This window comes from Vreelandella subglaciescola (genome assembly GCF_900142895.1).
Classification (GTDB): domain Bacteria; phylum Pseudomonadota; class Gammaproteobacteria; order Pseudomonadales; family Halomonadaceae; genus Vreelandella; species Vreelandella subglaciescola.
In genome coordinates, this window is the sequence record NZ_LT670847.1 from 518362 (window position 1) to 542890 (window position 24529).

Genomic DNA, 24529 nt, shown 5'->3' on the forward strand with positions numbered 1-24529 from the left:
TCGACTCGCGTTACTTTTTGACCTGATCGACCAGCGGCTCGACGTACGCCACACCCATGTCCCAGGGGAACTGGATCCAGCAGTTCTGGCCGACTTCGGTCAGGTACTGATCCACCAGCGGGCGCCCTTCGGGCTTAGCATAAATGGTGACGAAATGCGCCTTGGGCAGCATTTCGCGCACGGCGCGTGCGGTTTTTCCGGTGTCAACCAAGTCGTCTACCAGCAGCCAGCCTTCGCCGTCGTGATCCATGCCCTTGAGCACTTCAAGGCCGCCCTGATCCTTGTAGTCGTAGCTTTTGATGCACACGGTATCAATCAGGCGCACGTTGAGCTCGCGGGCAATCAGCGCCGCCGGAATCAAACCGCCCCGGGCAATCGCGATGATGCCCTTGAAGTCGCGCTCGATCAGCTGGTGACTCAGCTGGCGCACATCGCGGTGCAGCTGGTCCCAGGATACGGTGAAATGCTGATGGTAGCGTTCGCTGCTCATGGGGCGTTACTCGTCTTCGGTGAAAGAACAAACCGCGAATACGCTATAGCCGGCATCGCGAATTTTTTGTGACCCGCCCAGTTCAGGCAAATCGATAATCGTGGCGGTCTCAACCACATGACCGCCGCAGCGTTGTATCAGGTTGGCCGCAGCCAGCATGGTGCCGCCGGTGGCAATCAGGTCATCCATCAGCAGAATGCGATCATCCTGATGAAAGGCATCGGAATGCAGCTCGACTTCGGAATGCCCGTATTCCAGCTTATAGGTCTCACTGATGGTCTTGAACGGCAGCTTGCCTTTCTTGCGCACCGGCACAAAGCTGCAGCCAAGCTCGTAAGCCAGCGGCGCGCCGATGATAAAGCCACGGGCATCAATCGACGCGATGGCATCCAGGTTCATGTCCTGATAGCGATGCACAAAGCTGTCGATCAGCTTGCGGAACGCCGAGCTGTTTTGCAGCAGCGGGGTAATATCGCGAAAGTTGACGCCCTGCTCCGGCCAATCTGGCACGGTGCGAATCACCGACTTGATATAGTCGCCGTAGATACTCATCACGTCTCTCATGGGCTGGTGAATGGTCAATAAAGGTCAGTGGCGCGGCCTACAAGTAGACGAACTTGCCCACAAAAAGCAGTGCCAGAATGATAACGGCCGGGTTAAGTTCGCGAAAGCGGCCGGACAGCAGCTTGATCGCCACGTAGCTGATAAAGCCCAGTGCAATACCTTCCGCCACCGAGTAGGTCAGCGGCATGCCGATAGCCGCCAGCAGTACCGGCGCCGCCTCGGTGGGGTCTTCCCAGTCGGCGTGGGACAAACTGCCTGCCATCAATACGGCGACGTAGAGTAGCGCGCCGGCCGTGGCATACACTGGAATCGAGCCGGCCAGTGGCGCAAAGAACAGGCTGATCAAGAACATCACGGCAACTACTACGGCGGTCAGGCCGGTACGCCCGCCCGACGCGATACCCGCGGTGGACTCGATGTAACTGGTGGTGGTCGACGTACCCAGCATAGCGCCGGCCATGGTGGCCGTACTGTCAGACACCATGGCGCGCCCCAGGCGCGGGAAATTGCCGTCTTCATCCAGCAGTTTTCCGCGCTGGGCAACGCCGACCAGCGTACCCGAGGTGTCAAACAGATCGACAAACAGGAAGGAGAAAATGACGCTGAGCATGGCTACATCAAGCGCGCCGACAAGGTCCATCTGCATGAAGGTCGGCGCAATCGAGGGCGGCATGGACATCAGTCCGCCGTATTCATTATGGCCCAGCAGCGTCGCCACGAGGGTCACGCCCAGAATCCCGATCAGTACGGCACCGGTCACGCGCAGGTAAGCCAGCGCGGTAATCACGAAAAAACCGGCCAGCGCATAGATGGCAGATGGCTGACTCAGATCCCCGAGTGCAACAAACGTCGCCGGATTGGCCACCACGATCCCGGCATTTTTCAGTGCGATCATCGCCAGAAACAGCCCGATACCGGCGGCAATCCCCAGCCGCAACGACAGCGGGATGGAATTGATGATCCATTCACGCACGCGCAGGATACCCAGTACGAAAAAGCACAGCCCCGAGAAGAATACCGCCCCCAGCGCGGACTCCCATGAATAGCCCATCCCCAGCACGACGGTGTAGGTGAAAAAGGCGTTAAGCCCCATGCCCGGTGCCTGGGCAATCGGATAGTTGGCCAAAATACCCATGATCAGACAGCCGATAGCGCCCGCCAGGCAAGTGGCGACAAAGACCGCGCCGTAATCCATCCCTGCTTCCGACAAAATGCTCGGGTTCACAAAGATGATGTAGGCCATGGTGAGGAAGGTGGTGATCCCCGCAATGATCTCGGTTTTTATATTGGTATTGTGCTCGGTGAGCTTGAAATAGCTATCGAGAAATTTCATGGTCTTTTTATCCTTCGCGCCAACGCTCTCGCGATAGCAGGGGGCAAGAAAAGGCGCATATCTTACCCAAAGGCGTGCCGTGATGCGAGCCTCACGGACACCCTGCCGCCGTGTTAAACGCCTGCCCGGTGGCTTTGCAGAAAGCGCTCTGCCGTTTCTACAATCGCCTGGGTCTGCGGGTCTATTTCAATGTTTATCACGTCTCCCGGCACGCGTTCGCCAAGCGTGGTGCGGGTCAGGGTTTCAGGAATCAGGTTAACGCAAAACGACGCCGGCGCATCATCGGGGCGGCGCACTTCGCCAACGGTCAGGCTGATGCCGTCCACGCCCACGTAGCCTTTATCAAACACAAACCGCGCGCACTCGTCGGGTAAGGCAAACCACAGCCGGCGATTGTTGGGCGCCTCTTCAATGGACAGCACCTCGGCCACGTTCATCACATGGCCGGACATCGCGTGCCCGCCAATTTCATCCCCGAAGCGCGCCGCCCGCTCAAGATTGACGCGGTCGCCAACGGCGATTTTCCCCAAGTTGGTCACCCGCAACGTTTCGCGCATCAAGTCAAAATGCACGTTGTCGCCGTCAACCGCCGTCACCGTCAGGCAAACGCCGTTGTGCGCCACCGACGCACCGATCTCAAGCCCCTCGCGTAACACCTCGGGCATGGCCACCACGTGAGTGCGAAACGCCTCACGCTCGCGTACTTCCACCACTTTTGCCGTCCCCTGCACGATACCGGTAAACATGGTTGCGTCTCCTTGATGTGTCAAAATTCCGCGCCAGGCCCAAGCAGCCTGGCACCGATCCGGGCGCTATTGTGCCATTAGTGAGGGGGATTTTTCGCCTGCGGGGTGCGGGATAGCGCCTCATTAACCGGCGGCTGTAGCGAAGACGCGTCGTTTATTGAACAGGGGCAGCCTGAGTTGGAAATCAGCCGGTCAACAACACTTCATACCAATGCGCCACCCCCATCCACGGGCATGGTCTGCCCCGTCACATAAGCGTTGAGCATCGAATAAACATAAGCGGCGGCGGCCTCTTCCGGAGAGGCACTCCTTTGCAAAGGCAGCTCTGCAACAGCCGCGTGCAATACTTCATCGGGCATTTGCTTACTGTGCTCGGTCAAGGTAAGCCCCGGGCATACCGTATTAACCCGCACCGGCGCGAGATCAACGGCGAGACCACGTGCCATGTGCTCTACCGCCCCGATGACGGTGCTCGTCAACAGAGCGCCTTTCTTCGGGCGATGCGCAAGCATGCCGCTGGTCAGTGTGATCGAGCCATTCGAAGCGATGTTACGGCTGGCGTGCTTGACGGCAGCGAGGGCTCCCCAGAAACGGACTTCAAAGCTATCGCGCGCTGCCGCGAGATCAATATCCGACGTGGTGCCCGAGCCAGCACTACCCCAATCATTGGCGGTAACCGCGAGGTGATCGAACTCGCCGAGATTTTCAAAAAAATTCGCTATGCTGGCTTCGTCACGCAGATCGACGCTATCACCCGCCGCACCCGGCAGGCGCTCGACAGCAGCATCGATACGGGCAGAGTTACGTGAGGCAATCACGACCGCCGCACCTAATTCTTGTGCGAGCTTGGCAACCGCAAAGCCGATGCCAGAGGTTCCACCGATAACCACGACCCGCTTCCCCGCGAGAGATATAGCTGCATGGGTCATTGTCCGTCTCCTTTGAAGTAGTCTCACTCAGGCATGATAGCCCACTGAACTCATCTATATATTGGTGGATCAGAACTCGGCGAACAACGCCGATATTGAGGCTGGACACATAGCCCCGAAACTTTACTCTCGACAGAATCTATATTCTCGCCACTCACCTATAGATATGGAAACCACTCCATGTTCAAAATACTGTATTTAATTAACGACTATAACGCAGAGCTTTGCGGAAATTTTGAAAGCGCAAAGCGGTTTTAAAATTGTCCGGCAACAGCATCTTGTTAGAACAATAATCCCAATAGTTTAATTTGCTTCACTTAACTGAAACAGGAGCAGTCCAGCTGTAACCAATTTCCTTAAAAGCGCTTAGCATAGGCTCAAGAAGAAATCCTTTCTCGATAAGGCGATCACTAGCAGTCGCATGACGTTTTTTGTAATAGTACGTTAACGCGGATGCTCCGAATTTTCCTTCATAATTATTGAGGTAGTTATTCAGTTCCATCATGTAATCACATAAGTCAGCCAAGACTACACGATCATGATCTGTAACAGGATCATAATTCTTAGGGATAGAACTTATACCCTTTGACGGAGCCGAACTCGAAAAGAAAAAACCTAACGTCGCACCTGCGACGAAATCTACTTCGCTAGAATGAAGATTGCTTATCTCACTATGGACGAACTTTATCATATTAAAAAGCTCAGCTCGCTCCGATTCATTTTTGTTAAATTCTACAGATTTTTCAGCGGTACTTTTAGCTAGCTCCAGCTCCTCCCTAATTAAGCCTAGTGAAATCTGCGAATTTTTAAGCTCGAATCGCTGAAACATTATTGTAACTAGAAGCGCGAGAAAGGTTAGGAAAGAGAATGCGGGAGTCAGCACTCCACCTAGAAACGTGCCAAACTCCGCCCAAGCATCATGCTCAGAGGAGATGCCCCCAGGGAAATACCTTCCATAAAAAATCAGAACGGAGAGTGTGAACAAAAAAGCCACGGCTGCAATCAATGCCAGACCAGAGTATACGGCGTCGATTCTATGCCAAACACTTTTAGTCGGCTTAGCTGCCGGCTTACGTATATGTATCTTCAATGTACGCCTCTCTTTCTAACGCCCGGCTCACGCGCCAGTTTGGAGCCGCAAAGCGGCGGAAAATCGGTCGCTGTGCTGCCGATTGTTACAAATCCATAGTCCGAATTTGATGTATTTCTTTGAAGAACTTACTGGACAGCCCGGAGTGGAAATCTGGGGCTACATAATGACAGTAAGCTAAGTGCCCAGCTAGCGATGGTACTTCCTTTGGATCAAGCTTACCTTTTGAAAAGAGGCTAAGCATTAATCTTATATGATCCTTATGCTTGCGATTTATAGTGATACGACCGTCTGAACAGATCTTTAGCCCAGTAACCGAAGCCGATCCGCCCGTGCTACTACCTAAGCGAGTTTTAGATTCATTTATTTCCAAAACAGGAGACTTGCAAACACTAACAATTTCCTTAACAGCCTTAATTATTTCCTTGCAAGCCCCCTTTTGATTAGTCGAAAAAACCATATCATCAGCATACCTAGTATATACCACGTCTCCATATTTCTCTGACCCAATTTCGTTGAGAATCTTGGAATCAAAATCCCTCATAACTATATTACTAATGGCAGGGGACGACGGATACCCAACTGCTAATCTAGCATCCTTATAAAAACAAGACTGGTTAATAAATTCCAATGATTTATCGTTCAAGTCCCACTCTGGTTTGAAATTTCGGTGCCACGCTTTAATATGAGATTCAACATCTTCGAAGCGTATGCTAGGAAAAAAATCTTTGAAATCCATTCTTAAGAAGTACCGGTTCAACGAATGGACTCTGGCATTATGTAGTATCGAGATCCCCTCTCTATATGCCATCGCAGCATCGCTTAGGGGCATATTGCAAAATACCGAATGCATTAACCAATACTGGATAACCTTAAGCTTTTTCGATGGATGGAAAATTTCTCTAGAACCACCGGATCTTTTAGGAATTTGAAACTTTTTCACTCGAACTCTAGCTCCAGAAATTGCCTCATTGATGAGACTTTCTGGAACCTTAAGGTCTCTTGAGATCACTTCTTCAATACGCATAAAGTCTTTCCGGGTATTTTCTTTGCGCGTAATTCCGAAAAACAGCTATAAAAGGAGACAAATCGAAATTATATTTATAGTAACAATCCGACTTTTTTGATCGATAAAGACCCTTCACGTTTCTTTCAATTGAACCAAAAGCGCAGAGAATTGCTAAGAGCTTAGAGACGTTATTAAAGTTTGACTTACCAAAGAGCTGTATCAATAACTCTATTACTTCCTTATGGGTAAGAGGCCCCGACAAGAATACTAAATCATGTAAGAACATCGCAGAATACTTATCGAACGAATCGCCTGGATGTAGGGACTCTAGCTTTGCGGATTTTGACTTGGACTTCAAAGGCTTTTGAAAAAGATTATATATCTTATAAAACGTATCTCCGATCGCATCCTTTGACCATATGCCATCATTGCTCATCTTATAACAAATAATTCTTTCCGGACCTGACGACTCATTGATAGCTTTAATCGGCCCGAGGTTTATAAAAGACTCTTCGTCTTTAAACTTCTCATCGTTTATGATGACAAGTTTTTCACGCAAAGTCCGATGAGAGAATGCACCCAGTTCGGTGAAAGAACTCGGGCTTTCCAAAACGATTAGGACGTAATCAGAGAAATCAGAAATCAAATGCTCAACATCAAGAAGATTTTCTTTATGGCCCTCTTCTTTTAGTGTTGAAAACATTCTTTCTGCCAGGAAAAAATATGTATGAGGCAGGTGTTTGTCAGAAAAATCCATGAGCGCTCTACGTCGCTCTGATATTTCTTCTTTTGATTTATTAGCTCCGCACAAAAAAACGAAACGGGCAATAGTAGGGGGAAGAAGAACACGACCGGAGTTAATTGACCGTCTCAGCGCGCTTAGACGGTCATGTACCAGTCTTTTATGTCTAATTTCATGAAGCATTGTAAGTTGTCACCTACTTAAGCACGCGTTACTTCCTTTGACGGAAGGCGCTGACTAGCGCCTTCCGTCAAAGGAAGTAACGCCAGAAAGTTAAAAATCCAGAGGCAGAACACGACTCGTGTTCCGATGGGCCTAAGCCCATAATCGCTAGGTGACATCAGAAAGATACCTCTTCCCTCTCTGTTAGTCAATCCAACGAACCTAGCCATTGATTTGTAACGCTTTGGCTTTGCGGCGCCCCGAAGCGCCAGCGTAGGTGCGTCCGACAACAGCCTATTGTTAGGCATTCTAGCTTCCGCCACTTTTGTCCACTTTGACTGACATAAGCGATCGCATGAGCAAGAAATCATCTGGTGCGGAAAAGTCTAGCTCACCGTCATCCTTCACAAAACCCTGGGCTAACCTCTCATGACTCAACGCACTTGGCTTTAGCGGGTGCTTAGCAAAGGGATTATGTAACACGCACAAACCATCCGAAAGATGCTCGAAATACTCGGACTTTGAGATCTTCCTAATGATTGGATAAAGTGAACCACGGTTTGGGTGATAAGTAGTATATACAGTCATTGCAGAAGGGTTATCAGCCAACGCCCTTACTTTCCCCCAAGTAGCAAGACTACTGAAAATTACGGCGCTAACATCTGAATATTCTGGCGAACAAAAATAACCAAGATCTATAGTTGCATTCTCATTCTTTAATACGCCACTTACATTATAGCTGACCATCTCATTTGAGCCTGAAGCTAAAGTTTGTTCTTCGTCATGGTACAGACCATATAATGCGCTTATGATTGGCCTAAACGCAGACATATGAGAGAATGGTCTATCAAATGACGCGATAGCTAAAACGAATGGCTTGTTTTTGCATTGTGCTAACTTTGAGTACCTTTCCCTCAGTCTTTTCACTTTCGAAGTGAAGCTATTGCATAGCCTTATCGTTGCGTCTTGGTTAAATCGATTAAAGTCACTTGGCAAGGAATCCATTGAATACCCATGCGCTGGTTGACCGTCCATCGGAGGTGCCGAGATGGTAGCCTCTATGCAAAAAGGCTCCTCTGCATCGACCACAAAATCTGGCGCTGAATAGCTAAAATCAATGGTAGCTCCTAGCTCTTTCAGAAAAGCATGGAGATACAGCTCCCACAAACAAGGCTCAAAGCTGGTCTGGAATTCGTGACAGAATTTTCCATCTCGATCTTCGAAACCATCCGACCATTCAAGCAAGACCTTGCGCTCAGGCGCATAGTCACCATCCCGAATCATCTGATAGACCGGATGTTGAGCCTCTATTTTTGCTACATCCTTAAACAATGGTAGTTCTGACATAATTTTGCCTAACAGGTATTAGACAGCGCGCTCTATGATTGGATAAACGTGCCGGCACGTTTATCCGACAAAAATAGCCCGCCTCTTTCGCCTAACACATTGATTTATATTATAATTAATTAAAATTCGGCTACCTATGCAGGATTCGCACGCTTGCGCTTTTTCCCGGCACCCATAAAACTGTGCGTATATCCATATAGCAAGAGAACAGCCGCCTGGACACACAACAAGCCGTCCAAACCGGTGAATCGCGTGAAGGCCGTAATGCGAGTGAATGCTATAGCCCTCATGCCGAAGAGGCCTGTTGCGACTGGGTACGTAACTTTATCCCGCCTAATTCACCGGGCTGAGACAGAAAAGAAGATGGCGAGCAGTTTCTCTTGTAGAATCAAGATGTTCCTGAACGAACACAATTCAAGAGGACCACTCGCCATGGGTGAAAGCTTATCCCCCTGGACCCCGTCATGCAACGGGTCCATCCGCGTCGAGCTCAGCGGCCATCGCACCACCAGCGACAGCGGTGCTTTGCTGTTGCGTGAAGCCCTCGACAACAGCGGCATGATCGATGCGCTGGACGACCATCTGGTCGATCACCGCGACCCGGATCGCGTCCGCCACTCGTTAGCCAGCCAGCTGCGTACCCTGGTGCTGCAGCGTTCGATGGGCTGGATCGACCTCAGCGATACCGATACGCTTCGCCGTGACCCGCTCTGGCAGCTAGCCTGCAGTGATGCCCGCGGGACAACGCCGTTGGCTCAGGACCGGCCATCTCAAGCGACGCTGTCGCGGCTGCTGACGTGCCTGGGCCGCGACGACAATATCGATACCGTGCATGAGGGCCTGCTGCGGCTGGCGGTCTGGCGACTGACCTCGCTGAACGGCGGCGAACGCCCCGAGCATCTGACGCTGGACATCGACGGCTTGCCGATCGACGTTCACGGCCACCAGGGCGGTTCGGCGTTTCATGGACTTTACGGGGCCAGAATATACTCGCCTTTGGTGGCCTCGCTGGCAGAGACCGGCGACATGGTGGGCGGCCTGCTGCGTGAAGGTAACGCCGGCCCAGCCGAGAATGCCGATACCTGGATCCCACATCTGGTGCGGCGACTCAACGAGAGCACCGGGGCCAAGGTCAAGGTGCGCATCGACGCCGGCTTCACCGACAACGACACGCTTGAGGCGCTGGAAGATCGCGACATCGAGTATCTGGGCCGGTTGCGCAGTCATACGGGCCTGCAGACACTGGCAGCGCCACATCTGAAGCGGCCACGCGGCCGGCCCCCCGAGCAACCTCGGGAATGGTGCCATGACCTGGCGTACCAAGCCGGTACCTGGCCGGCGCCGCGGCGCGTGGTGCTGGTGGTACAAGAGCGGCCCGATGATCTGCTGCTGCATGCCTTCTTTTTGGTCACCAATCTCGGCAAGTTCGACTGGCCGCCGGAAAAGGTCCTGGCGCTTTATCGCAAGCGCGGCAGCGCCGAAGCCCACATGGGCGAGGTGAAGTCGTCGCTCGATATGCATCTCTCCTCGACTGATCGCGGTGTCTCCACCGTCCAGGACGTCATGGCCCGCAACGAGGTAAACCTGCTGCTGACTCTCTGCGCTTATCAGGTGCTACACGGGCTGCGTTGCCTGTTGGAACGACAGACCCGGCAGGGCTGGAGCCTGAAGCGGATGCGCGAGCAGGTGCTCAAGGTGGCCGCCACGCTGACAGTGCACGCCCGGCGTATCACCGTGCACCTCGGCGATGCCGCCGACAAATGGTGGCCATCCTTACTGAAGGGGTTGCCGCGGCTGACGGCATTGACCTGACACGTCGCATTACTCAGCCTTTTCCAGCAGACAAAACGGCCACTATGGAGGCCGACGACCACGGCTGCGCCGTCACTCGAAACCAATGAACTTCAGTTATAAATATCACGGCATTGATACGATAAAGCTATGTGCTAATCGGCTACTCAGCGACCGTATGACATAAAAGCCGGTCGGTCCCGGTCACCACGGGACGTAAAACGCTCGTTCGGCGTCCTGATGAATAAGGCGGGTTTATGCGTGTTCATGGCACCGCCATTCCTTTGGCATGAATTGAGGTTTTGTGTGGCTACCGTACGCCCCGACAGAGTTATAGCTAGCTCAATTAACTCAGCCTAATGCAGCCGCTTTCCCAATACCAGACGAAATGGCGTCGCAGCCAACGTGGCAGAGGCGCTGCCTGGCCTGCACGACGTATTCATTTCATCGATGGCTACTCAACCTGACTGAGTAAAATTCTATTAAAAAACCCAAAAACAGGCATAAAAACCACGTTTTCGCCGATTTTCATCAGATGTGCCTACTCGAAATTTGACATTATCAGGATGCAATACCTAAAATGGACGTCGCTATACATCATTGTCCAGACGCCGATTTGTCCCCAGATTGCGGGCGTCCACCGAGCTTGAAGCTCGGTGAAGTGCAGCTAAACGGGTGTGTCCAGCGTTGATGGCCACCCGCCAGGGTGGCCTTTTTTTGTTTATCCCCCTACGCTTGCTCCCTCGCAGTCCGTCTTCGGCCTCACACGTTTTCAGCCAACGCGTTGTTCTCGCTACGTTTTGGTCTACACAAAGCAGACGTCATGATAGAACTAAGCAACGTCAGTAAAACCTACGGCAGCGGCGCCGACGCCGTGCATGCCCTGCGCGATGTCGACCTGCATATTCCCGAGGGCAGCATTCACGGGGTTATCGGCCTTTCCGGAGCGGGGAAATCCACGCTAATCCGCTGCGTTAACCTGCTGGAGCGCCCTACCGGCGGCAGCGTTACGGTCAACGGGCAGGAAATGACGCGTCTGGATGGCCAGGCCCTCAACCGGGCACGCCACCGCATCGGCATGATTTTCCAGCACTTCAACCTGCTCACCACGCGTAATGTGTTTGATAACGTGGCGCTGCCTCTTGAGCTGATGGGCCACAACCGCGCCAGCATCAAACAGCGCGTATTGCCGCTGTTAAAGCTGGTGGGGCTTGATGATAAAGTTCAGCAGTTTCCTGCTCAGCTTTCCGGCGGGCAGAAGCAGCGCGTGGCGATTGCCCGGGCGCTGGCGAGTGAACCGGCGGTGCTGCTCTGCGATGAGGCCACCTCGGCGCTTGATCCACAAACCACCGGCTCCATTCTCGAGCTGCTGCGCGACATCAACCGCACGCTGGGCATCACGATTCTGCTGATCACTCACGAAATGGAAGTGGTCAAATCCATTTGCCATCGCGTGGGCCTGATTTCCGACGGGCGGCTGGTGGAAGAGGCCGAAGTCGGCGACTTCTTTACCGCGCCCGAGACTCAGCTGGGCCGCGAATTCCTCAACGACTTTTTGCAGCTCTCGCCCCCGCAGGAGCTCGTCAACCGCCTGGAAGACGCGCCGGACGAGCACACCCACCCCGTGGTGCGGCTGACGTTTTCCGGCGATGCCGTGGCCACGCCGCTTATCTCGCGGCTGGCCCGGGAATGCGGCGTTGATGTCAGCATTTTGCAAGCCAAGGTGGAATCCATCCAGGAGCGCACGCTGGGGCTGATGATCGCCGAACTGTTAGGCACGCAGGCGCAGACCCAGCAGGCCATGCGCTACCTTGAATCCCACGAACTGAAAGTCGAGGTGCTTGGGCATGTCCAGCGCGATGATTGATCTTATTTTGCAGGCCACGCTTGATACGCTGTATATGGTCGGCGTCTCCGGGCTTATCGCCACGCTTCTGGGCGTACCGCTGGGCGTGCTGCTTTACATCACCCGCCCGGGCCAGATTATTGCCATGCCGCTGGCGAATCAGGCGCTGAGCATTGTGACCAACATCGGGCGCTCGATTCCGTTCATCATTCTCATGGTCGCCATCATCCCGTTCACGCGTATGCTGGTAGGCACATCGATCGGCATTAACGCCGCCTCGGTACCGCTAACCATCGCCGCAATTCCGTTTGTGGCAAGACTGGTGGAAGGCGCGTTGAACGAAATTTCACCGGGGCTGATCGAAGCGGCTCAGGCAATGGGCGCCACGCCCTGGCAGATTGTGCGCAAGGTGCTGCTACCCGAAGCACGCGGCGGCATTATTACCGGACTGACCATTACCGCGGTCACGCTGGTCAGCTACTCGGCCATGGCCGGCGCAGTTGGCGGCGGCGGGCTTGGTGATCTGGGCATTCGCTACGGCTATAACCGCTTCAACCCCACGATCATGCTGATCACCGTGGTTATTCTCGTGGTCATGGTGCAGGGTTTTCAAAGCCTGGGCGATTACCTGGTACGCAGAAGCGACCGTAAGTAAACGCTCATCGATAACCAAAAAGCATTAGACATCTGTTTTTTATCGCTGCAATATTAAACATCTGTTTTTATCACGCGATATCCGTACAACGTATTCAGCAATGATCGGAGTCTGAGCATGCAAAAACTATTGATTGGTAGCATCACCGCGCTGGCACTAGGCATTAACGTCGCCAACGCCGACACCCTCAAGATCGGCACCGTTGCCGGCCCGGAAACCGACTTGATGCAGATCGCCGTCGACCTCGCCGAAGAACAACACGGCCTGGACGCCGAGATCATCGAGTTCACCGACTACGTCACGCCCAACGCGGCGCTGGCCGACGGCAGCCTGGATGCCAACGCCTTCCAGCACGAGCCCTACATGCAGTCCATGGTCAACGACCGCGGCTACGACTTCGCCGTCGCCGGCTACACCTTTGTTTACCCCATCGGTGCCTACTCGGAAGAATTCGACAGCATTGACGATCTGCCGGACGGCGCGCAAATTGCGCTGCCCAACGACCCGTCCAACGAAGGCCGGTCGCTGATCCTGATGCACAACAAAGGGTTGATCACGCTTAACGATCCGACCAACCTTGAAGCCACGCCGATTGATATCGCTGAAAACCCGCATGACTTTCGTTTCCTCGAAATCGAAGCAGCCCAGCTGCCCCGCGTACTTCCCGACGTTGACATGGCGTTCATCAATAACACCTTCGCCCAGCCGGCAGGCCTGAGCCTGGACGACGCGCTGATCAAGGAAGGGCCGGAATCGCCCTACGTTAACCTGATTGTGGTGCGCGGCGGTGACGAAGACCGCGAAGATATCCGCCAGCTGGTGGATGCCTACCAGAGCGATGCGGTTATCGAAAAAGCCGACGAGCTGTTCAAAGGCGCTGCCGTTCCTGGCTGGACCGAATAAACACGCTTGCCGGAATGTAAGGCAATCCTCTTTCGCAGGCCGGCTTAATGCCGGCCTGCGGCTTTTCAGCCACGCTTTTTATCCGCCGCAACCCGAGAGGCAACGCAATGAATACGCCGATAACCGATGCGCCCAGCTACGCCCTGCTCAACCGCCAGCTGGAGGCGCTGCTGGATACCCGCGACTGGCTGACCAACAGCGCCCAGCTGTGCGCGTTCATGTTTCAGCAGGTGCCGGCGCTCAACTGGGCGGGGCTTTATCTGCAGCGCGAACCTGCCCTGCTCAGCCTTGGGCCATTTCAGGGCAAACCGGCCTGCCATCCGATTCCGTTCAGCAAAGGCGTGTGCGGTGCTGCCGCCAGCCAGCAGCAAACCCAACGGGTGGATGACGTTAACGCCCTTGCCACGCATATTGCCTGCGACGCCGATTCACGCGCCGAGCTGGTCGTGCCCATCGTCCAAAATGGCGTGTTGTGGGGCGTGCTCGACCTCGACAGCCCCGAACAGGGCCGCTTCAGCGATGAAGACCAGGCCGGCGTTGAAGCCCTGGTGGCGACATTTATCGCCGCTACCGACCTGCCCGATTTTTTGCGCTAAAAGCTGTTGGTTGAAACCACGCGGGGCCGTTGATTGAGCTTTCGTGTGTTCTATACGCACATAATAAAACGCCTCGCAGACTTCCCTGAAGGGGCTCTGCGAGGCGTTTGATTGTGCTGTTAAGCACTTGTCTGGTAGGACCAGGCGGATTTGAACCGCCGACCTCCACGATGTCAACGTGGCGCTCTAACCAACTGAGCTATGGTCCTGTAAATTGTGGCTATTAACGTTAGCCGGCTGCCATGCAACGTATGCGTGAAAAATGCGCTTGGTAGGACCAGGCGGATTTGAACCGCCGACCTCCACGATGTCAACGTGGCGCTCTAACCAACTGAGCTATGGTCCTATTTAACATTACTATTTCGCATTGCTATCTGGCATTAGATGCTGGGCAACGGATGCGTATTTTACGGTTTCGCGGCTGAAATGCAAGCACTTTACGCGCCGGCCTTATTCCGGAATGCCCCCTTCCGTGAGTTTCTTGGGATCGAGCAGGCGTTCGAGCGTTTCGCGGTCAAGGTCGGTCTCTTCTTCGGCGACGTCAATAATCGGCCGCCCTGCCTCATAGGCCTTTTTGGCCACCTTCGCCGCGGCGTTATAGCCGATCACGCTATTAAGCGCGGTCACCAGAATCGGGTTGCGTTCAAGCGGCGCTTTGAGGTTATCTTCACGCACTTTGAACGCCGGAATTACCCGCTCGCCCAGCAGCCGCGCGGTGTTTGCCATCAGGTTGATCGAGGTCAGCAGATTGGTCACCACCAGCGGCAGCATCACGTTGAGCTGAAAGTTGCCGCTCTGGCCAGCTATCGTGATCGCCGTATCCAGGCCAATCACCTGTGCTGCCGCCTGCACCGCCGATTCAGGCAACACCGGATTAACCTTACCCGGCATGATCGAGCTGCCCGGCTGCAGCGCTTCAAGCTCGATCTCGCCCAGCCCCGCCAGCGGCCCCGAGTTCATCCAGCGCAAATCGTTACCGATTTTCATAATCACGCAGGCGAGCCCCTTGAGCTGGCCCGAAAGCTCGACCGCGGCGTCCTGCGAGGAAAGGCTGGCAAAAAAGCTGTCGTTGGGGCGAAAGGCCAGCCCGGTCTGCTCGCTCAGGTGAATCGCCACGCGCTCGGCAAAGCCTTCCGGCGCGTTGATGCCGGTGCCCACGGCCGTGCCGCCCTGGGCGATGCGCTGAATGCGGTTCATGGCGCTGTCGATGCGCTCGATGGCCTGATCCAGCTGGTTGACCCAGCCGCCCAGTTCCTGGCCCATGGTCAGCGGCATCGCATCCATCAGGTGGGTGCGCCCGGTTTTCACCACGTGCTCGAGTTCTTCAGCGCGTTTAGCAATGCTTGTGCGCAGCGTAATTAGCGCCGGCCTGAGCGACTGCTCAACGGCAATCGCCGCCGACACGTGAATCGCCGTGGGCACCACGTCGTTGCTGGACTGCCCCATGTTGACGTGGTCGTTAGGGCGGACCTCGACGCCACCGCGGCTGGCCAGGTGTGCCAGCACTTCGTTGACGTTCATGTTGCTTGACGTGCCCGAGCCGGTTTGGAATACGTCGATGGGAAACTGGTCGTCGTACTCGCCGCTAATAACCGCCTTAGCCGCCTGTTGAATAGCGCCTGCGCGCTCGTCATCCAGCAGGCCCAGTGCGGCGTTGGTGTGCGCCGCGGCCAGCTTGACCCGGGCAATGGCGTGGATAAACCCAAGCGGCATGGCCTGCTGCGAGACGGGGAAGTTATTAATGGCGCGCTGGGTCTGGGCGCCGTAAAGCGCATCCGCCGGCACGTCAAGTTCGCCCATGCTGTCGCGCTCTGTCCGCATGGTGGATCCTGAATGATGAGACATCTTGGCTCTCCTTCGGGTGACTCAGTAACGACACTCGCCTGATATGCGTCTACCAGCCGAGCGCCTGCTTGACAAAGGGAATGGTAAGTTTGCGCTGGGCCGACAGCGACGCCCGGTCCAGCGTGTCAAGCGACCGGCAAAGCTCGCTTAGTTGGCGCGGCCCGCGGTGTAAAATGTAGCGCGCCACATCGTCGGGCAGCTCCATACCACGCGCCTCAGCGCGTAGCCTGAGGGCTGCCCGCCGGCCATCATCGTCCAACGGCTGCACGTGAAAGGTCATCCCCCAGGTCAGCCTTGACGCCAGATCAGGCAATAGTACTGGCAGCTGGCGCGGCGAGGCGTTGGACGCAATCACCAGCCGCTTGCCGGCGTCGCGCAGGCGATTAAACGCATGAAACAGCCCTTCTTCCCAGCGCTTGCGCCCCACCACGCACTCAAGGTCGTCGATGGCGACCAGATCCAGCCGCTCGATGTCTTCAAGCATCAGCGGCGGGAAATGCCCCAGATCAGCGAGCGGCAGGTAAAGCGCCCGAACGTCTTGATCGGAGGCCTGATGACAGGCCGCCTGCAGCAGGTGGCTGCGGCCGGTGCCGGAAGCCCCCCAGAGATACAGGTACGGCTCGCCGTCCGGGCTTAGCTGCCGGGTTAACTGCTCAACGAGAGGGGCGTTATACGCGCCCGGGTAATAGTTGCCAAACGTGGCATCGTCACGCAACCCTACGCCAAGCGGCAGCTGTGCCGGCGCTCGATTCATGATGGCTCCCTTTCGTCACGGCGGCTCTGCGCGCCATCTGGGCGGCCGTTTTCCTGCTCGGCCGGCTGGTTACTGGCATCGTATAAGGTACTTTTTTTATACCGTTCAAGCAGCTCACGCAAGAGCACCATGACCACGGCGGCGGCGGGCAGCGCCAGCAACACGCCCATAAAGCCAAACAGCTTACCGCCGGCAAGCACGGCAAAAATGACCGCCACCGGATGCAGGCCGATCTTGTCGCCCAGAAGCTTGGGCTGGAGAACAACGCTTTCCACGGTCTGGCCGATAGCAAACACTCCCACCACGCCGATAATCGACCACAGTGTTCCTATCTGAAAAAGTGCCACCGCCAGCGCAATGCTCATACCCACGATAAAGCCCAGAAACGGCACGATGCTGGCAAGCCCGGCAATCACCCCGATGATCAGCCCCACGTTCAGCCCTAGCAGGCTAAGCCCCAGCGCGTAAATACCGCCCAGGCACAGCATGACCAGCAGCTGGCCACGCAAAAACGCCGACAGCACGTCATTGCAGCGCCCGGCCAGACGACGCGCGTCATCAACCCAGGGGCGCGGAATCAAGGCTGTGATGTTATCCATCAGCCGCCGCCAGTCCAGTAACAGATAGAACGTCACCACTGGAATCAGCGACACGTACGTCACCCAGGAGATAAGTGCCATGCCCGACCGCCCCAGCTGTCCCAGCGCCTGGGCTAGATAGCCGCCTGCATCGCGCCAATTGTCGGCGAATACCTGCTTGAGACCGGCAAGCTCAGTGCTCAGGTCATAGCCTACCCATTCCTGTAGCTTGGGCGCCAGCGCGTTTTCTACCCAGCTGAAAATGGCCGGCACGGCGTCGCTTAGCTGCTTGATCTGCTGCACAATCAACGGCACCAATATCAGCAAGCTTAGCGTCAGCACCACCAGCAGCACCAAAAAGACACTGGTCACCGCAAACGCGCGATTCATGCCCCAACGTTCAAAACGGTGGGTCAGCGGATTGGCCATGTAGGCCAAAATAAGACCGGCGATAAACGGCATCAGCACGGTATCGAGCAGATACATCAATGCTACTACTATGCCGAGCAACAAAAGCCACCATAATGAATGTCGCACTACCGCCGTCTCCTTAGCTGTGTCTGTTTGTCAGAGCCTGACTGTTGTCAGATGCGCGATGCCATAAGCCCCGCTGGGTGTTACAATTCGCCGCGTTATCGCACCGGCGCTGGCCGCTTGCCAGCATGCGCACCGCGACTAGTTTCACAGGACTTGCCTTACAGGACTTGCCATGACCGAGACATCCCCTTCCCAATCGGCCACCGCTTCGCTGAGCTATAAAGACGCCGGCGTGGATATTGACGCCGGCAACGCGCTGGTAGAACGCATCAAGCACGTTGCCAAAAGCACCATGCGCCCGGAAGTCATGAGCGGCCTCGGCGGCTTTGGCGCGCTCTGCGAGCTTCCCGCAGGCTACCGGGAGCCGGTGCTGGTCACGGGCACCGACGGCGTGGGCACTAAGCTACGGCTTGCCATGGAGCTTGGCAAACACGACACCATCGGTATTGATCTCGTGGCCATGTGCGTGAACGACCTGATTGTTGCCGGCGCCGAACCGCTGCAATTCCTTGACTACTATGCCACGGGTAAGCTTGACGTGGATATCGCCGCCGACGTGGTCACGGGCATTGGTACCGGCTGCCGGCAGGCGGGTTGCGCGCTGGTGGGCGGCGAAACCGCGGAAATGCCCGGTATGTACGCCGGCAGCGACTACGACCTGGCCGGTTTTTGCGTCGGCGTGGTAGAGAAATCCGAGATACTCGACGGCCGCCGAGTCGGCGAAGGCGACGTTATCCTCGGGCTTGCCTCGTCCGGCCCGCACTCCAACGGCTACTCGCTGATCCGCAAAATTCTTGAGGTCAGCGGCGCTTCGCTAGATACCGCCATTGACGGTACGACACTAGGTGACGCACTGATGGCGCCGACGCGTATTTACGTCAAACCGCTGCTGTCGCTGATGCGCGACACCGACATCAAAGTGCACGCGCTGTCGCACATTACCGGCGGCGGCCTGCTGGAAAACCTGTCTCGCGTACTGCCCGAGCATCTCGCCGCCCATCTTGATGCCGCCAGCTGGCAGCGCCCCGAGGTGTTCAACTGGCTCAAACGCCACGGCAACGTCGACGAGATCGAAATGCACCGCGTGCTTAACTGCGGTATCGGCATGGTGCTGGTGGTATCCAGCGAACAGGCAGAACACGCCCAGACCTACCTTGAAGCCCAAGGCGAACAGGTCTATCGCATTGGCCGGGTTGCCGCGCGCCAACACGCGGACGAGAGCGTTACGCTCGATAATCTGGCTGAAGGAGGTTCGCCGGCATGAGCGACAGCGATACGTTAAACGACTTCACCGCCGAGACCGCCACGCCGCCGCGCATTGTGGTGCTGATTTCAGGCAGCGGCAGTAACCTTCAGGCGCTGATCGAGGCGCAGTCTCACGACCGTCTGGGCGGCGAGATTGCCGCGGTGATTTCCAACGTACCCGACGCCTACGGCCTCAAGCGCGCCCGGGATGCCGGCATTGATGCCGTCGCGCTGCCCCACCGCGAATACGACAATCGCGAGGCCTACGACGGCGCGCTGATCAAGGTGATCGAGCGCCACGAGCCGGATCTGGTCGTGCTCGCCGGCTTTATGCGGATTCTTTCGCCGCGCTTTGTCCAGCGCTTTATTGGCCGTGTTTTAAACCTTCACCCGTCGCTGCTGCCGGCCTACCAAGGGCTTGATACTCACGCCCGAGTGCTGGCCGACGGCGTCGCCAATCACGGCTGCAGCGTCCACTTCGTCACCGAAGAGCTCGACAGCGGCCCCGTCGTGATACAAGCCGCGCTGGACGTGACCGAGGACGACACACCGGCTACGCTAAAAGCCAAGGTTCATGCCCGCGAACATCTTATCCTGCCCATTGCCGTTAACTGGTTTTTGCAGGGTCGGCTGCGCTATGCAGGTCAGAGTGTCACCATGGACGGTACGCCGCTCCCTGCCCACGGCATGCGCCTAAGCCATGCAGACGCCGCCGAAGAGCTGGATGAAGACGACCAGGCAGAATAAGCCGAATAAAAAGCGGCGCACGATGATGTATCGTGCGCCGCTTGCTTTGCTCCCGGCGTATGTATGCCAGGGTCTCCGAACCTAGGTGCGCGGCAGCGTCACCCCGCGCTGATGCATGTACTTGCCGCCGCGGTCCTTGTACGACATTTCGCAGACTTCGTCCGATTCCAGAAACAACATCTGCGCCACGCCCTCGTTGGCGTAAATCTTGGCCGGCAGATTCGTGGTGTTGGAAAACTCCAGCGTCACGTGCCCTTCCCACTCCGGCTCCAGCGGCGTCACGTTGACGATGATGCCGCAGCGCGCGTAGGTCGATTTACCCAGACAAATCGTCAGCACGCTGCGAGGAATACGGAAATACTCCACCGTGCGCGCCAGCGCAAAGGAATTGGGTGGAATCACACAGACATCACCTTTCACATCGACAAAGCTTTTTTCGTCGAAGTTCTTGGGATCGACGATCGCCGAGTGGATGTTGGTAAACACCTTGAACTCGTCGGCACAGCGCACATCGTAGCCGTAGCTTGAAGTGCCGTAGGAAATCACCCGCTGCTCGTTAACGTAGCGCACCTGTTCGGCTTCGAACGGCTCGATCATCGCCTCGCGCTGCGCCATGCGGCGGATCCACTTGTCTGACTTTATACTCATAGTTGCCTGCTTATATACCGTGCCCGGCGCGCCGATCAGGGGCGCGCGCCTGTGCTTAATCGCTAAAGGAAATCGTCGGACCCTTGCCGGGCGCCTGATCCATTGAACCCGCCACCTGACGCGCCATGCTGGCAAACGTCTGGCTGACGGCGCTATCCGGTTCGGAGACCACCGAGGGCTGGCCGGAATCGGCAAACTCGCGGATCGACAGGCTCAGTGGCAGGCGCCCAAGCACGGTGGTGTCATATTCTTCGGCAATGCTGTCACCGCCGCCGGCGCCGAAAATGGGCGCTTCGTGGCCGCAGTTTTCACAGTGATAAAGGCTCATGTTTTCAACCACGCCAAGCACCGGCACGTTGACCTTGCGAAACATCTCGATGCCCTTGCGCGCGTCCAGCAAGGCAATATCCTGCGGCGTGGTGACGATGACCGCGCCGGAAACCGGCACCTTCTGGGACAGCGTCAGCTGAATATCACCGGTACCCGGCGGCATGTCGATCAGCAGGAAATCCAGATTATCCCACAGGGTCTGATTCAGCAGCTGCTGAAAAGCGCCCACGACCATCGGCCCGCGCCATACCATGGGCTCCCGGGTGTTGACCAGAAACGCCATCGACATCGCCTGAATCCCATGAGCCTCAAGCGGGTAGAACGCTTTATCGCCCTGGGTTTTAGGCCTTGTACCTTCGGCCACGCCCAGCATCTGCGCCTGGCTGGGACCGTAGATATCCGCATCCAGCACGCCCACGCGGTAACCCTGGGCAGAGAGCGCTAGCGCCAGATTGACCGTCACCGTGGATTTGCCTACGCCGCCTTTGCCCGAGGCAACGGCAATAATATGCTTTACCCCTTCCATCGTGCGCTCCTTGATCCAGTGCCGTTTGATTATCGCTGCCGATGATACCCCTAAGCCTGACGCGTATAAACCACGCTACTTGTTCGCCATCTTTTCCAGCATGGTGTTGACCGCCTCCAGATGCTCTGGCTCGTTGTGGCACATGCCCTGAAATACCGCGCACACATCCAGAAACGGCTTCAACTCCATCTGTTGGGCCTGCTTCATCAGCCGCTTGGTCAGCCGCGTGGCCTTGGGCGGCTGGGCGGCAATTTTCCGCGCGTGTTCCATGACACGCTCCATTAGCGCCTCCGGTTCGGCGACTTCCAGCACAATGCCGTAGTCTTTTGCCTCGACGGCGTCGATCACCCGGCCGGAAAGCGTCAGTTCAAAAGCACGCTGATAGCCGATTTGCCGCTGCATGAACCAGGCACCGCCGTCGCCGGGAATAATCCCCAGATTCAGGAAGGTTTCGCCGAATTTGGCCCGACTTGAGGCGATGCGCATATCCGCCATATTGGCCAGATCAAACCCCGCCCCGATCGCCGCCCCGTTGATCGCCGCAATAATCGGCACCTCCACCGCTTCAAGCGCCAGCGGGATACGCTGAATGCCACGCCGATAGCGCTCGGCCACTTCGGCCACGTCGCCGGCAAAATCACCGCCGCGCTCGGCCATATCCTTGACGTTGCCGCCGGCGGAAAACGCCGAACCGGCGCCGGTGATCACCAGCACCGACACCGCATCGCAGCGGTTGACCCACTCGGCGACGGCGACGATATCGTCAACCAGCGCCGTGCCGGTCAGTGCATTGCGCACATCGTGGCGGTCGAGGGTCAGCGTGGCGATGCGGCTCTCCAGCGTTAACGTGGCGTCAGTCAAACAAGGTAACGGTATAATAGTCGTATCGACGTTAACGTATGTCTCTGTATTCGCTTGGCTATCGGTCATTCGGGTCGCTCCAGAATAATGCGCGCATCTACCACGGCGTAGCCGTCGGGGTAGGCAATCACGGGATTCAAATCCAGCTCGGCGATGTGCGGGTAGGCCTCCATCAGGCCTGAAACGCCAAGCAACAGCTCGATCAGCGCGTCCTTGTCCACGCTTTCGGCACCGCGCACACCCTCCAGCACCTTGCCGGCCTTGAGCTGATCGATCATCGACGCGGCGTCGTGGCGGCTTAACGGCGCGGCGCGAAACGCCACGTCTTCGAGGATCTCGACAAACACGCCGCCCAGACCAAACATCAACACCGGGCCAAACGTCGGGTCGCGCATCAGGCCAACGATCACTTCCACGCCTTTTGCCGCCATGGGCGTGACCAGCACGCCCTCAATCCAGGCATGGGCATCGTAGACGCTGGCCGAATGCATGATGTCGGCGTAGGCAGCCGCAAGCGCCGGCTCGCCTTCAAGACCAAGGGCGACCCCGCCGGCGTCGGACTTGTGCAGAATATCGGGGCTGACGATTTTCATCGCCACCGGCGTACCGGCAAAGGCTTGTGCCACCTCGGCCATCTCAGCGGCATCGCGGACCACTCGTTCCCGGGGGACGCCAATGCCGTGTTCGGCCAGCAGTGCCTTGGCTTCGGGCTCCAGCAGGTCGCGTCCCTGCGACCGGGCGTTGTCGATCAGCGCCTGCCCTTTGGCGCTGGACACGACGGCCGCTACCGGCGCTTGCCCCGCGCGAGCCAGGTATTCACCGCGCGCGCCAAGCTCGGCCAGCACGCGCACGGCTTTTTCAATCGAGGCATACACCGGCACGCCGGCCTCGCGCAGCCGCCGTAACGCCGGCGGCTTCACCGGCGTATACAGGCTATACACCACCACCGGCTTGGTGCTTGAGTCGGCAAGCTCCACCATGGCTTCTGCGCCGCGCATCTCATCGCCCAGCAGCGACTCGTCGAAGCGCTGGCTGTAGCCGCCGAACATGCCTACCAGCAGCACGCTGTCCACGCCCGGGTCGTTGGCCACTATTTCCATGCAGGTGGCCAGCAGCGAGGGGTTGGCATCGGTGGAACCTGCCACGTCAACCGGGTTGGCGGTCGAGGCCTGGGCGAACAGCGCGGTTTTCAGCATCGCGCGGGTTTCCTCCGAAAGTACCGCAAGCGACAGCCCCGCTTCGGTCAGCCGGTCGGCGGCAATGGTGGCCTGCCCGCCGCCGTCGGCGATCACCGCCACACGCTTGCCCGGTGAGCGCTGTAGCCGCCCCAGCCCTTCCGCCACGGGCAGAATATCGTCGGAATACTGCACCACGTTGACGCCCGCTTGGCGCAGTACGTCCACGGTCATCCGGTAGCTGCCGGCCAGGGCGCCGGTGTGCGAACTGGCCGCTTTTTGCCCCTGCGCAGTCGAGCCCGACTTGTACACGACCACTGGCTTGACCGCGCTGACCTCGCGCGCCGTTTGCAAGAATGCCCGCCCGTCGCGAAAGCCTTCCACATAGAGCGTGGCTACGCGGGTGTGCTCGTCTTCCCCCAGATAGCGCAGGTAGTCATTAAAGCCGATATCGCTCTGGTTGCCCGGCCCCACGTAGGTGCTGAAGCCCACCTCGCCGTTGTGCTCGGCCTCAAGCGCCAGTGACAGCAGCATGTTGCCGGACTGGGATATCACACCGATATCGCCTGTTTTGACGTGATCCAGCGCCAGCAAATTCAGCTGATGATGCAAATTGAACACGCCCGAGGTGTTCGGGCCGATCAAACGCACGCCGCAAGCGCGCGCCTGCGCCAGCATTTCCTGCTCAAGGCGCACGCCCTCACCGCCCATTTCGCCAAAGCCGCTGGCCAGAATAATCGCGCCCTTGACGCCGCGCTTGCCGCACTCGGCAATCAATCCGGGAACCGTGGCCGCTGGCGTACAAATTAACGCCAGCGCCGGTGCTTCGGGCACATCGGCGAGACTCGGCCAGGCGTTAACGCCAAGAATCGACGCCGCTTTGGGATTGACCGGATATACCGCGCCGCGATAGCCGCCTTTCACCAGCCCCAGCATGGCCTTGTAACCGCGCTTGGTAGGGTCGGCGGACGCGCCGATAACGGCAACGCTCTCGGGGGCAAGCATCGCGTGCAGCGGGCTTTGCCGGGGAAGATGACCTTTGATCGGATACATGACGGACGGATACCTGTTAACGGGGAA

General features: G+C 56.8%; 23 protein-coding genes and 2 tRNA genes. 7 read left to right on the top strand and 18 right to left on the bottom strand.

The genetic code is table 11. The features are described from left to right. Positions 1-10 precede the first annotated feature (10 nt). From gpt to B5495_RS02400, 9 genes are all read right to left on the bottom strand, one after another. Positions 11-490, bottom strand: a complete 480-nt coding sequence (gene gpt / locus B5495_RS02360; RefSeq protein WP_079550992.1) for a xanthine phosphoribosyltransferase — start codon at positions 488-490, stop codon at positions 11-13. Between the two features lie 6 nt (positions 491-496). Then, the gene (locus B5495_RS02365) at positions 497-1042 is read right to left on the bottom strand and encodes an adenine phosphoribosyltransferase (RefSeq protein WP_079550994.1); all 546 of its coding nucleotides are present in this window, start codon (positions 1040-1042) and stop codon (positions 497-499) included. Positions 1043-1091: 49 nt separating this feature from the next. After that, the gene (locus B5495_RS02370) at positions 1092-2387 is read right to left on the bottom strand and encodes an NCS2 family permease (protein WP_079550996.1); all 1296 of its coding nucleotides are present in this window, start codon (positions 2385-2387) and stop codon (positions 1092-1094) included. Positions 2388-2500: 113 nt separating this feature from the next. After that, entirely contained in the window at positions 2501-3133 is a 633-nt protein-coding gene (locus tag B5495_RS02375) for a riboflavin synthase subunit alpha (RefSeq protein ID WP_079550998.1), read from the bottom strand. 203 nt (positions 3134-3336) lie between these two features. Then, on the bottom strand, positions 3337-4062 hold the full coding sequence (locus B5495_RS02380) for an SDR family oxidoreductase (protein ID WP_079550999.1): 726 nt from the start codon (positions 4060-4062) through the stop codon (positions 3337-3339). A 313-nt stretch (positions 4063-4375) separates the two neighbouring features. Next, positions 4376-5152: a hypothetical protein gene (locus B5495_RS02385; protein WP_079551001.1), complete on the bottom strand. Its 777-nt coding sequence runs from the start codon at positions 5150-5152 to the stop codon at positions 4376-4378. Positions 5153-5237: 85 nt separating this feature from the next. Then, the gene (locus B5495_RS02390) at positions 5238-6179 is read right to left on the bottom strand and encodes a retron St85 family RNA-directed DNA polymerase (protein ID WP_079551003.1); all 942 of its coding nucleotides are present in this window, start codon (positions 6177-6179) and stop codon (positions 5238-5240) included. After that, complete coding sequence (locus tag B5495_RS02395; RefSeq protein WP_154045185.1) at positions 6169-7086, bottom strand: retron St85 family effector protein; 918 nt, start codon at positions 7084-7086, stop codon at positions 6169-6171. The genes B5495_RS02390 and B5495_RS02395 overlap by 11 nt, the downstream gene beginning before the upstream one ends. Before the next feature lie 288 nt (positions 7087-7374). After that, positions 7375-8412: a glycosaminoglycan attachment site gene (locus tag B5495_RS02400; RefSeq protein WP_079551007.1), complete on the bottom strand. Its 1038-nt coding sequence runs from the start codon at positions 8410-8412 to the stop codon at positions 7375-7377. A gap of 393 nt (positions 8413-8805) precedes the next feature. Here B5495_RS02400 and B5495_RS02405 point away from each other — a divergent pair, with 393 nt between their 5' ends. From B5495_RS02405 to B5495_RS02425, 5 genes are all read left to right on the top strand, one after another. Further along, the gene (locus B5495_RS02405) at positions 8806-10224 is read left to right on the top strand and encodes an IS1380 family transposase (protein WP_079550256.1); all 1419 of its coding nucleotides are present in this window, start codon (positions 8806-8808) and stop codon (positions 10222-10224) included. An 802-nt stretch (positions 10225-11026) separates the two neighbouring features. Further along, on the top strand, positions 11027-12070 hold the full coding sequence (locus tag B5495_RS02410; RefSeq protein ID WP_079551009.1) for a methionine ABC transporter ATP-binding protein: 1044 nt from the start codon (positions 11027-11029) through the stop codon (positions 12068-12070). After that, positions 12051-12704, top strand: a complete 654-nt coding sequence (locus tag B5495_RS02415; RefSeq protein ID WP_079551011.1) for a methionine ABC transporter permease — start codon at positions 12051-12053, stop codon at positions 12702-12704. The genes B5495_RS02410 and B5495_RS02415 overlap by 20 nt, the downstream gene beginning before the upstream one ends. Positions 12705-12821: 117 nt before the next feature. Beyond that, positions 12822-13607, top strand: coding sequence for a MetQ/NlpA family ABC transporter substrate-binding protein (locus B5495_RS02420; RefSeq protein ID WP_079551012.1), 786 nt, complete (start codon positions 12822-12824; stop codon positions 13605-13607). A gap of 107 nt (positions 13608-13714) precedes the next feature. Then, positions 13715-14203, top strand: a complete 489-nt coding sequence (locus tag B5495_RS02425) for a GAF domain-containing protein (protein ID WP_079554861.1) — start codon at positions 13715-13717, stop codon at positions 14201-14203. A 132-nt stretch (positions 14204-14335) separates the two neighbouring features. Here B5495_RS02425 and B5495_RS02430 read toward each other — a convergent pair. The 5 genes from B5495_RS02430 to B5495_RS02450 form a co-directional block, all read right to left on the bottom strand. Then, a tRNA-Val gene (locus B5495_RS02430) sits at positions 14336-14412 on the bottom strand. Positions 14413-14472: 60 nt separating this feature from the next. Then, positions 14473-14549, bottom strand: a tRNA-Val gene (locus tag B5495_RS02435). 104 nt (positions 14550-14653) lie between these two features. Next, entirely contained in the window at positions 14654-16048 is a 1395-nt protein-coding gene (locus tag B5495_RS02440) for a class II fumarate hydratase (RefSeq protein ID WP_079551014.1), read from the bottom strand. Positions 16049-16097: 49 nt separating this feature from the next. After that, on the bottom strand, positions 16098-16802 hold the full coding sequence (gene hda, locus B5495_RS02445; protein ID WP_079551016.1) for a DnaA regulatory inactivator Hda: 705 nt from the start codon (positions 16800-16802) through the stop codon (positions 16098-16100). Beyond that, positions 16799-17917 (bottom strand): AI-2E family transporter, encoded by a 1119-nt coding sequence (locus B5495_RS02450; protein WP_079551018.1) that lies wholly within the window; start codon positions 17915-17917, stop codon positions 16799-16801. Before B5495_RS02450 ends, hda begins: the two co-directional genes overlap by 4 nt. A gap of 172 nt (positions 17918-18089) precedes the next feature. On the opposite strand from B5495_RS02450, the gene purM reads away from it, so the two are divergent. Then, positions 18090-19181, top strand: coding sequence for a phosphoribosylformylglycinamidine cyclo-ligase (gene purM / locus B5495_RS02455; RefSeq protein WP_079551020.1), 1092 nt, complete (start codon positions 18090-18092; stop codon positions 19179-19181). Beyond that, positions 19178-19909, top strand: coding sequence for a phosphoribosylglycinamide formyltransferase (purN, locus tag B5495_RS02460; protein ID WP_079551022.1), 732 nt, complete (start codon positions 19178-19180; stop codon positions 19907-19909). The genes purM and purN overlap by 4 nt, the downstream gene beginning before the upstream one ends. A gap of 81 nt (positions 19910-19990) precedes the next feature. On the opposite strand, the gene dcd is transcribed toward purN, so the two are convergent. The 4 genes from dcd to B5495_RS02480 all read right to left on the bottom strand — a co-directional run bounded on the left by dcd (position 19991) and on the right by B5495_RS02480 (position 24502). Next, positions 19991-20557 carry a dCTP deaminase gene (gene dcd / locus B5495_RS02465; protein WP_079551024.1) on the bottom strand — a complete coding sequence of 189 codons (567 nt, stop codon included), beginning with the start codon at positions 20555-20557 and terminating at the stop codon, positions 19991-19993. Positions 20558-20612: 55 nt separating this feature from the next. Continuing rightward, positions 20613-21413, bottom strand: a complete 801-nt coding sequence (gene apbC, locus B5495_RS02470; RefSeq protein ID WP_079551026.1) for an iron-sulfur cluster carrier protein ApbC — start codon at positions 21411-21413, stop codon at positions 20613-20615. A 75-nt stretch (positions 21414-21488) separates the two neighbouring features. Then, positions 21489-22343 carry an enoyl-CoA hydratase-related protein gene (locus B5495_RS02475; protein WP_079551028.1) on the bottom strand — a complete coding sequence of 285 codons (855 nt, stop codon included), beginning with the start codon at positions 22341-22343 and terminating at the stop codon, positions 21489-21491. Then, positions 22340-24502, bottom strand: coding sequence for an acetate--CoA ligase family protein (locus B5495_RS02480; protein ID WP_079551029.1), 2163 nt, complete (start codon positions 24500-24502; stop codon positions 22340-22342). The genes B5495_RS02475 and B5495_RS02480 overlap by 4 nt, the downstream gene beginning before the upstream one ends. Positions 24503-24529 lie beyond the last annotated feature (27 nt).

Bases quoted from the DNA above. Each gene is read 5' to 3' on its own strand.
- gpt (WP_079550992.1), bottom strand. From the start codon at position 490: ATGAGCAGCGAACGCTACCATCAGCATTTCACCGTATCCTGGGACCAG.
- B5495_RS02380 (WP_079550999.1), bottom strand. From the start codon at position 4,062: ATGACCCATGCAGCTATATCTCTCGCGGGGAAGCGGGTCGTGGTTATC.
- B5495_RS02480 (WP_079551029.1), bottom strand. From the start codon at position 24,502: ATGTATCCGATCAAAGGTCATCTTCCCCGGCAAAGCCCGCTGCACGCG.
- apbC (WP_079551026.1), bottom strand. From the start codon at position 21,413: ATGGAAGGGGTAAAGCATATTATTGCCGTTGCCTCGGGCAAAGGCGGC.
- B5495_RS02440 (WP_079551014.1), bottom strand. From the start codon at position 16,048: ATGTCTCATCATTCAGGATCCACCATGCGGACAGAGCGCGACAGCATG.
- B5495_RS02415 (WP_079551011.1), top strand. From the start codon at position 12,051: ATGTCCAGCGCGATGATTGATCTTATTTTGCAGGCCACGCTTGATACG.
- B5495_RS02410 (WP_079551009.1), top strand. From the start codon at position 11,027: ATGATAGAACTAAGCAACGTCAGTAAAACCTACGGCAGCGGCGCCGAC.
- B5495_RS02400 (WP_079551007.1), bottom strand. From the start codon at position 8,412: ATGTCAGAACTACCATTGTTTAAGGATGTAGCAAAAATAGAGGCTCAA.
- B5495_RS02425 (WP_079554861.1), top strand. From the start codon at position 13,715: ATGAATACGCCGATAACCGATGCGCCCAGCTACGCCCTGCTCAACCGC.
- B5495_RS02375 (WP_079550998.1), bottom strand. From the start codon at position 3,133: ATGTTTACCGGTATCGTGCAGGGGACGGCAAAAGTGGTGGAAGTACGC.
- B5495_RS02365 (WP_079550994.1), bottom strand. From the start codon at position 1,042: ATGAGTATCTACGGCGACTATATCAAGTCGGTGATTCGCACCGTGCCA.
- B5495_RS02390 (WP_079551003.1), bottom strand. From the start codon at position 6,179: ATGCGTATTGAAGAAGTGATCTCAAGAGACCTTAAGGTTCCAGAAAGT.
- hda (WP_079551016.1), bottom strand. From the start codon at position 16,802: ATGAATCGAGCGCCGGCACAGCTGCCGCTTGGCGTAGGGTTGCGTGAC.
- B5495_RS02420 (WP_079551012.1), top strand. From the start codon at position 12,822: ATGCAAAAACTATTGATTGGTAGCATCACCGCGCTGGCACTAGGCATT.
- purN (WP_079551022.1), top strand. From the start codon at position 19,178: ATGAGCGACAGCGATACGTTAAACGACTTCACCGCCGAGACCGCCACG.
- B5495_RS02370 (WP_079550996.1), bottom strand. From the start codon at position 2,387: ATGAAATTTCTCGATAGCTATTTCAAGCTCACCGAGCACAATACCAAT.
- dcd (WP_079551024.1), bottom strand. From the start codon at position 20,557: ATGAGTATAAAGTCAGACAAGTGGATCCGCCGCATGGCGCAGCGCGAG.
- purM (WP_079551020.1), top strand. From the start codon at position 18,090: ATGACCGAGACATCCCCTTCCCAATCGGCCACCGCTTCGCTGAGCTAT.
- B5495_RS02395 (WP_154045185.1), bottom strand. From the start codon at position 7,086: ATGCTTCATGAAATTAGACATAAAAGACTGGTACATGACCGTCTAAGC.
- B5495_RS02475 (WP_079551028.1), bottom strand. From the start codon at position 22,343: ATGACCGATAGCCAAGCGAATACAGAGACATACGTTAACGTCGATACG.
- B5495_RS02405 (WP_079550256.1), top strand. From the start codon at position 8,806: ATGTTCCTGAACGAACACAATTCAAGAGGACCACTCGCCATGGGTGAA.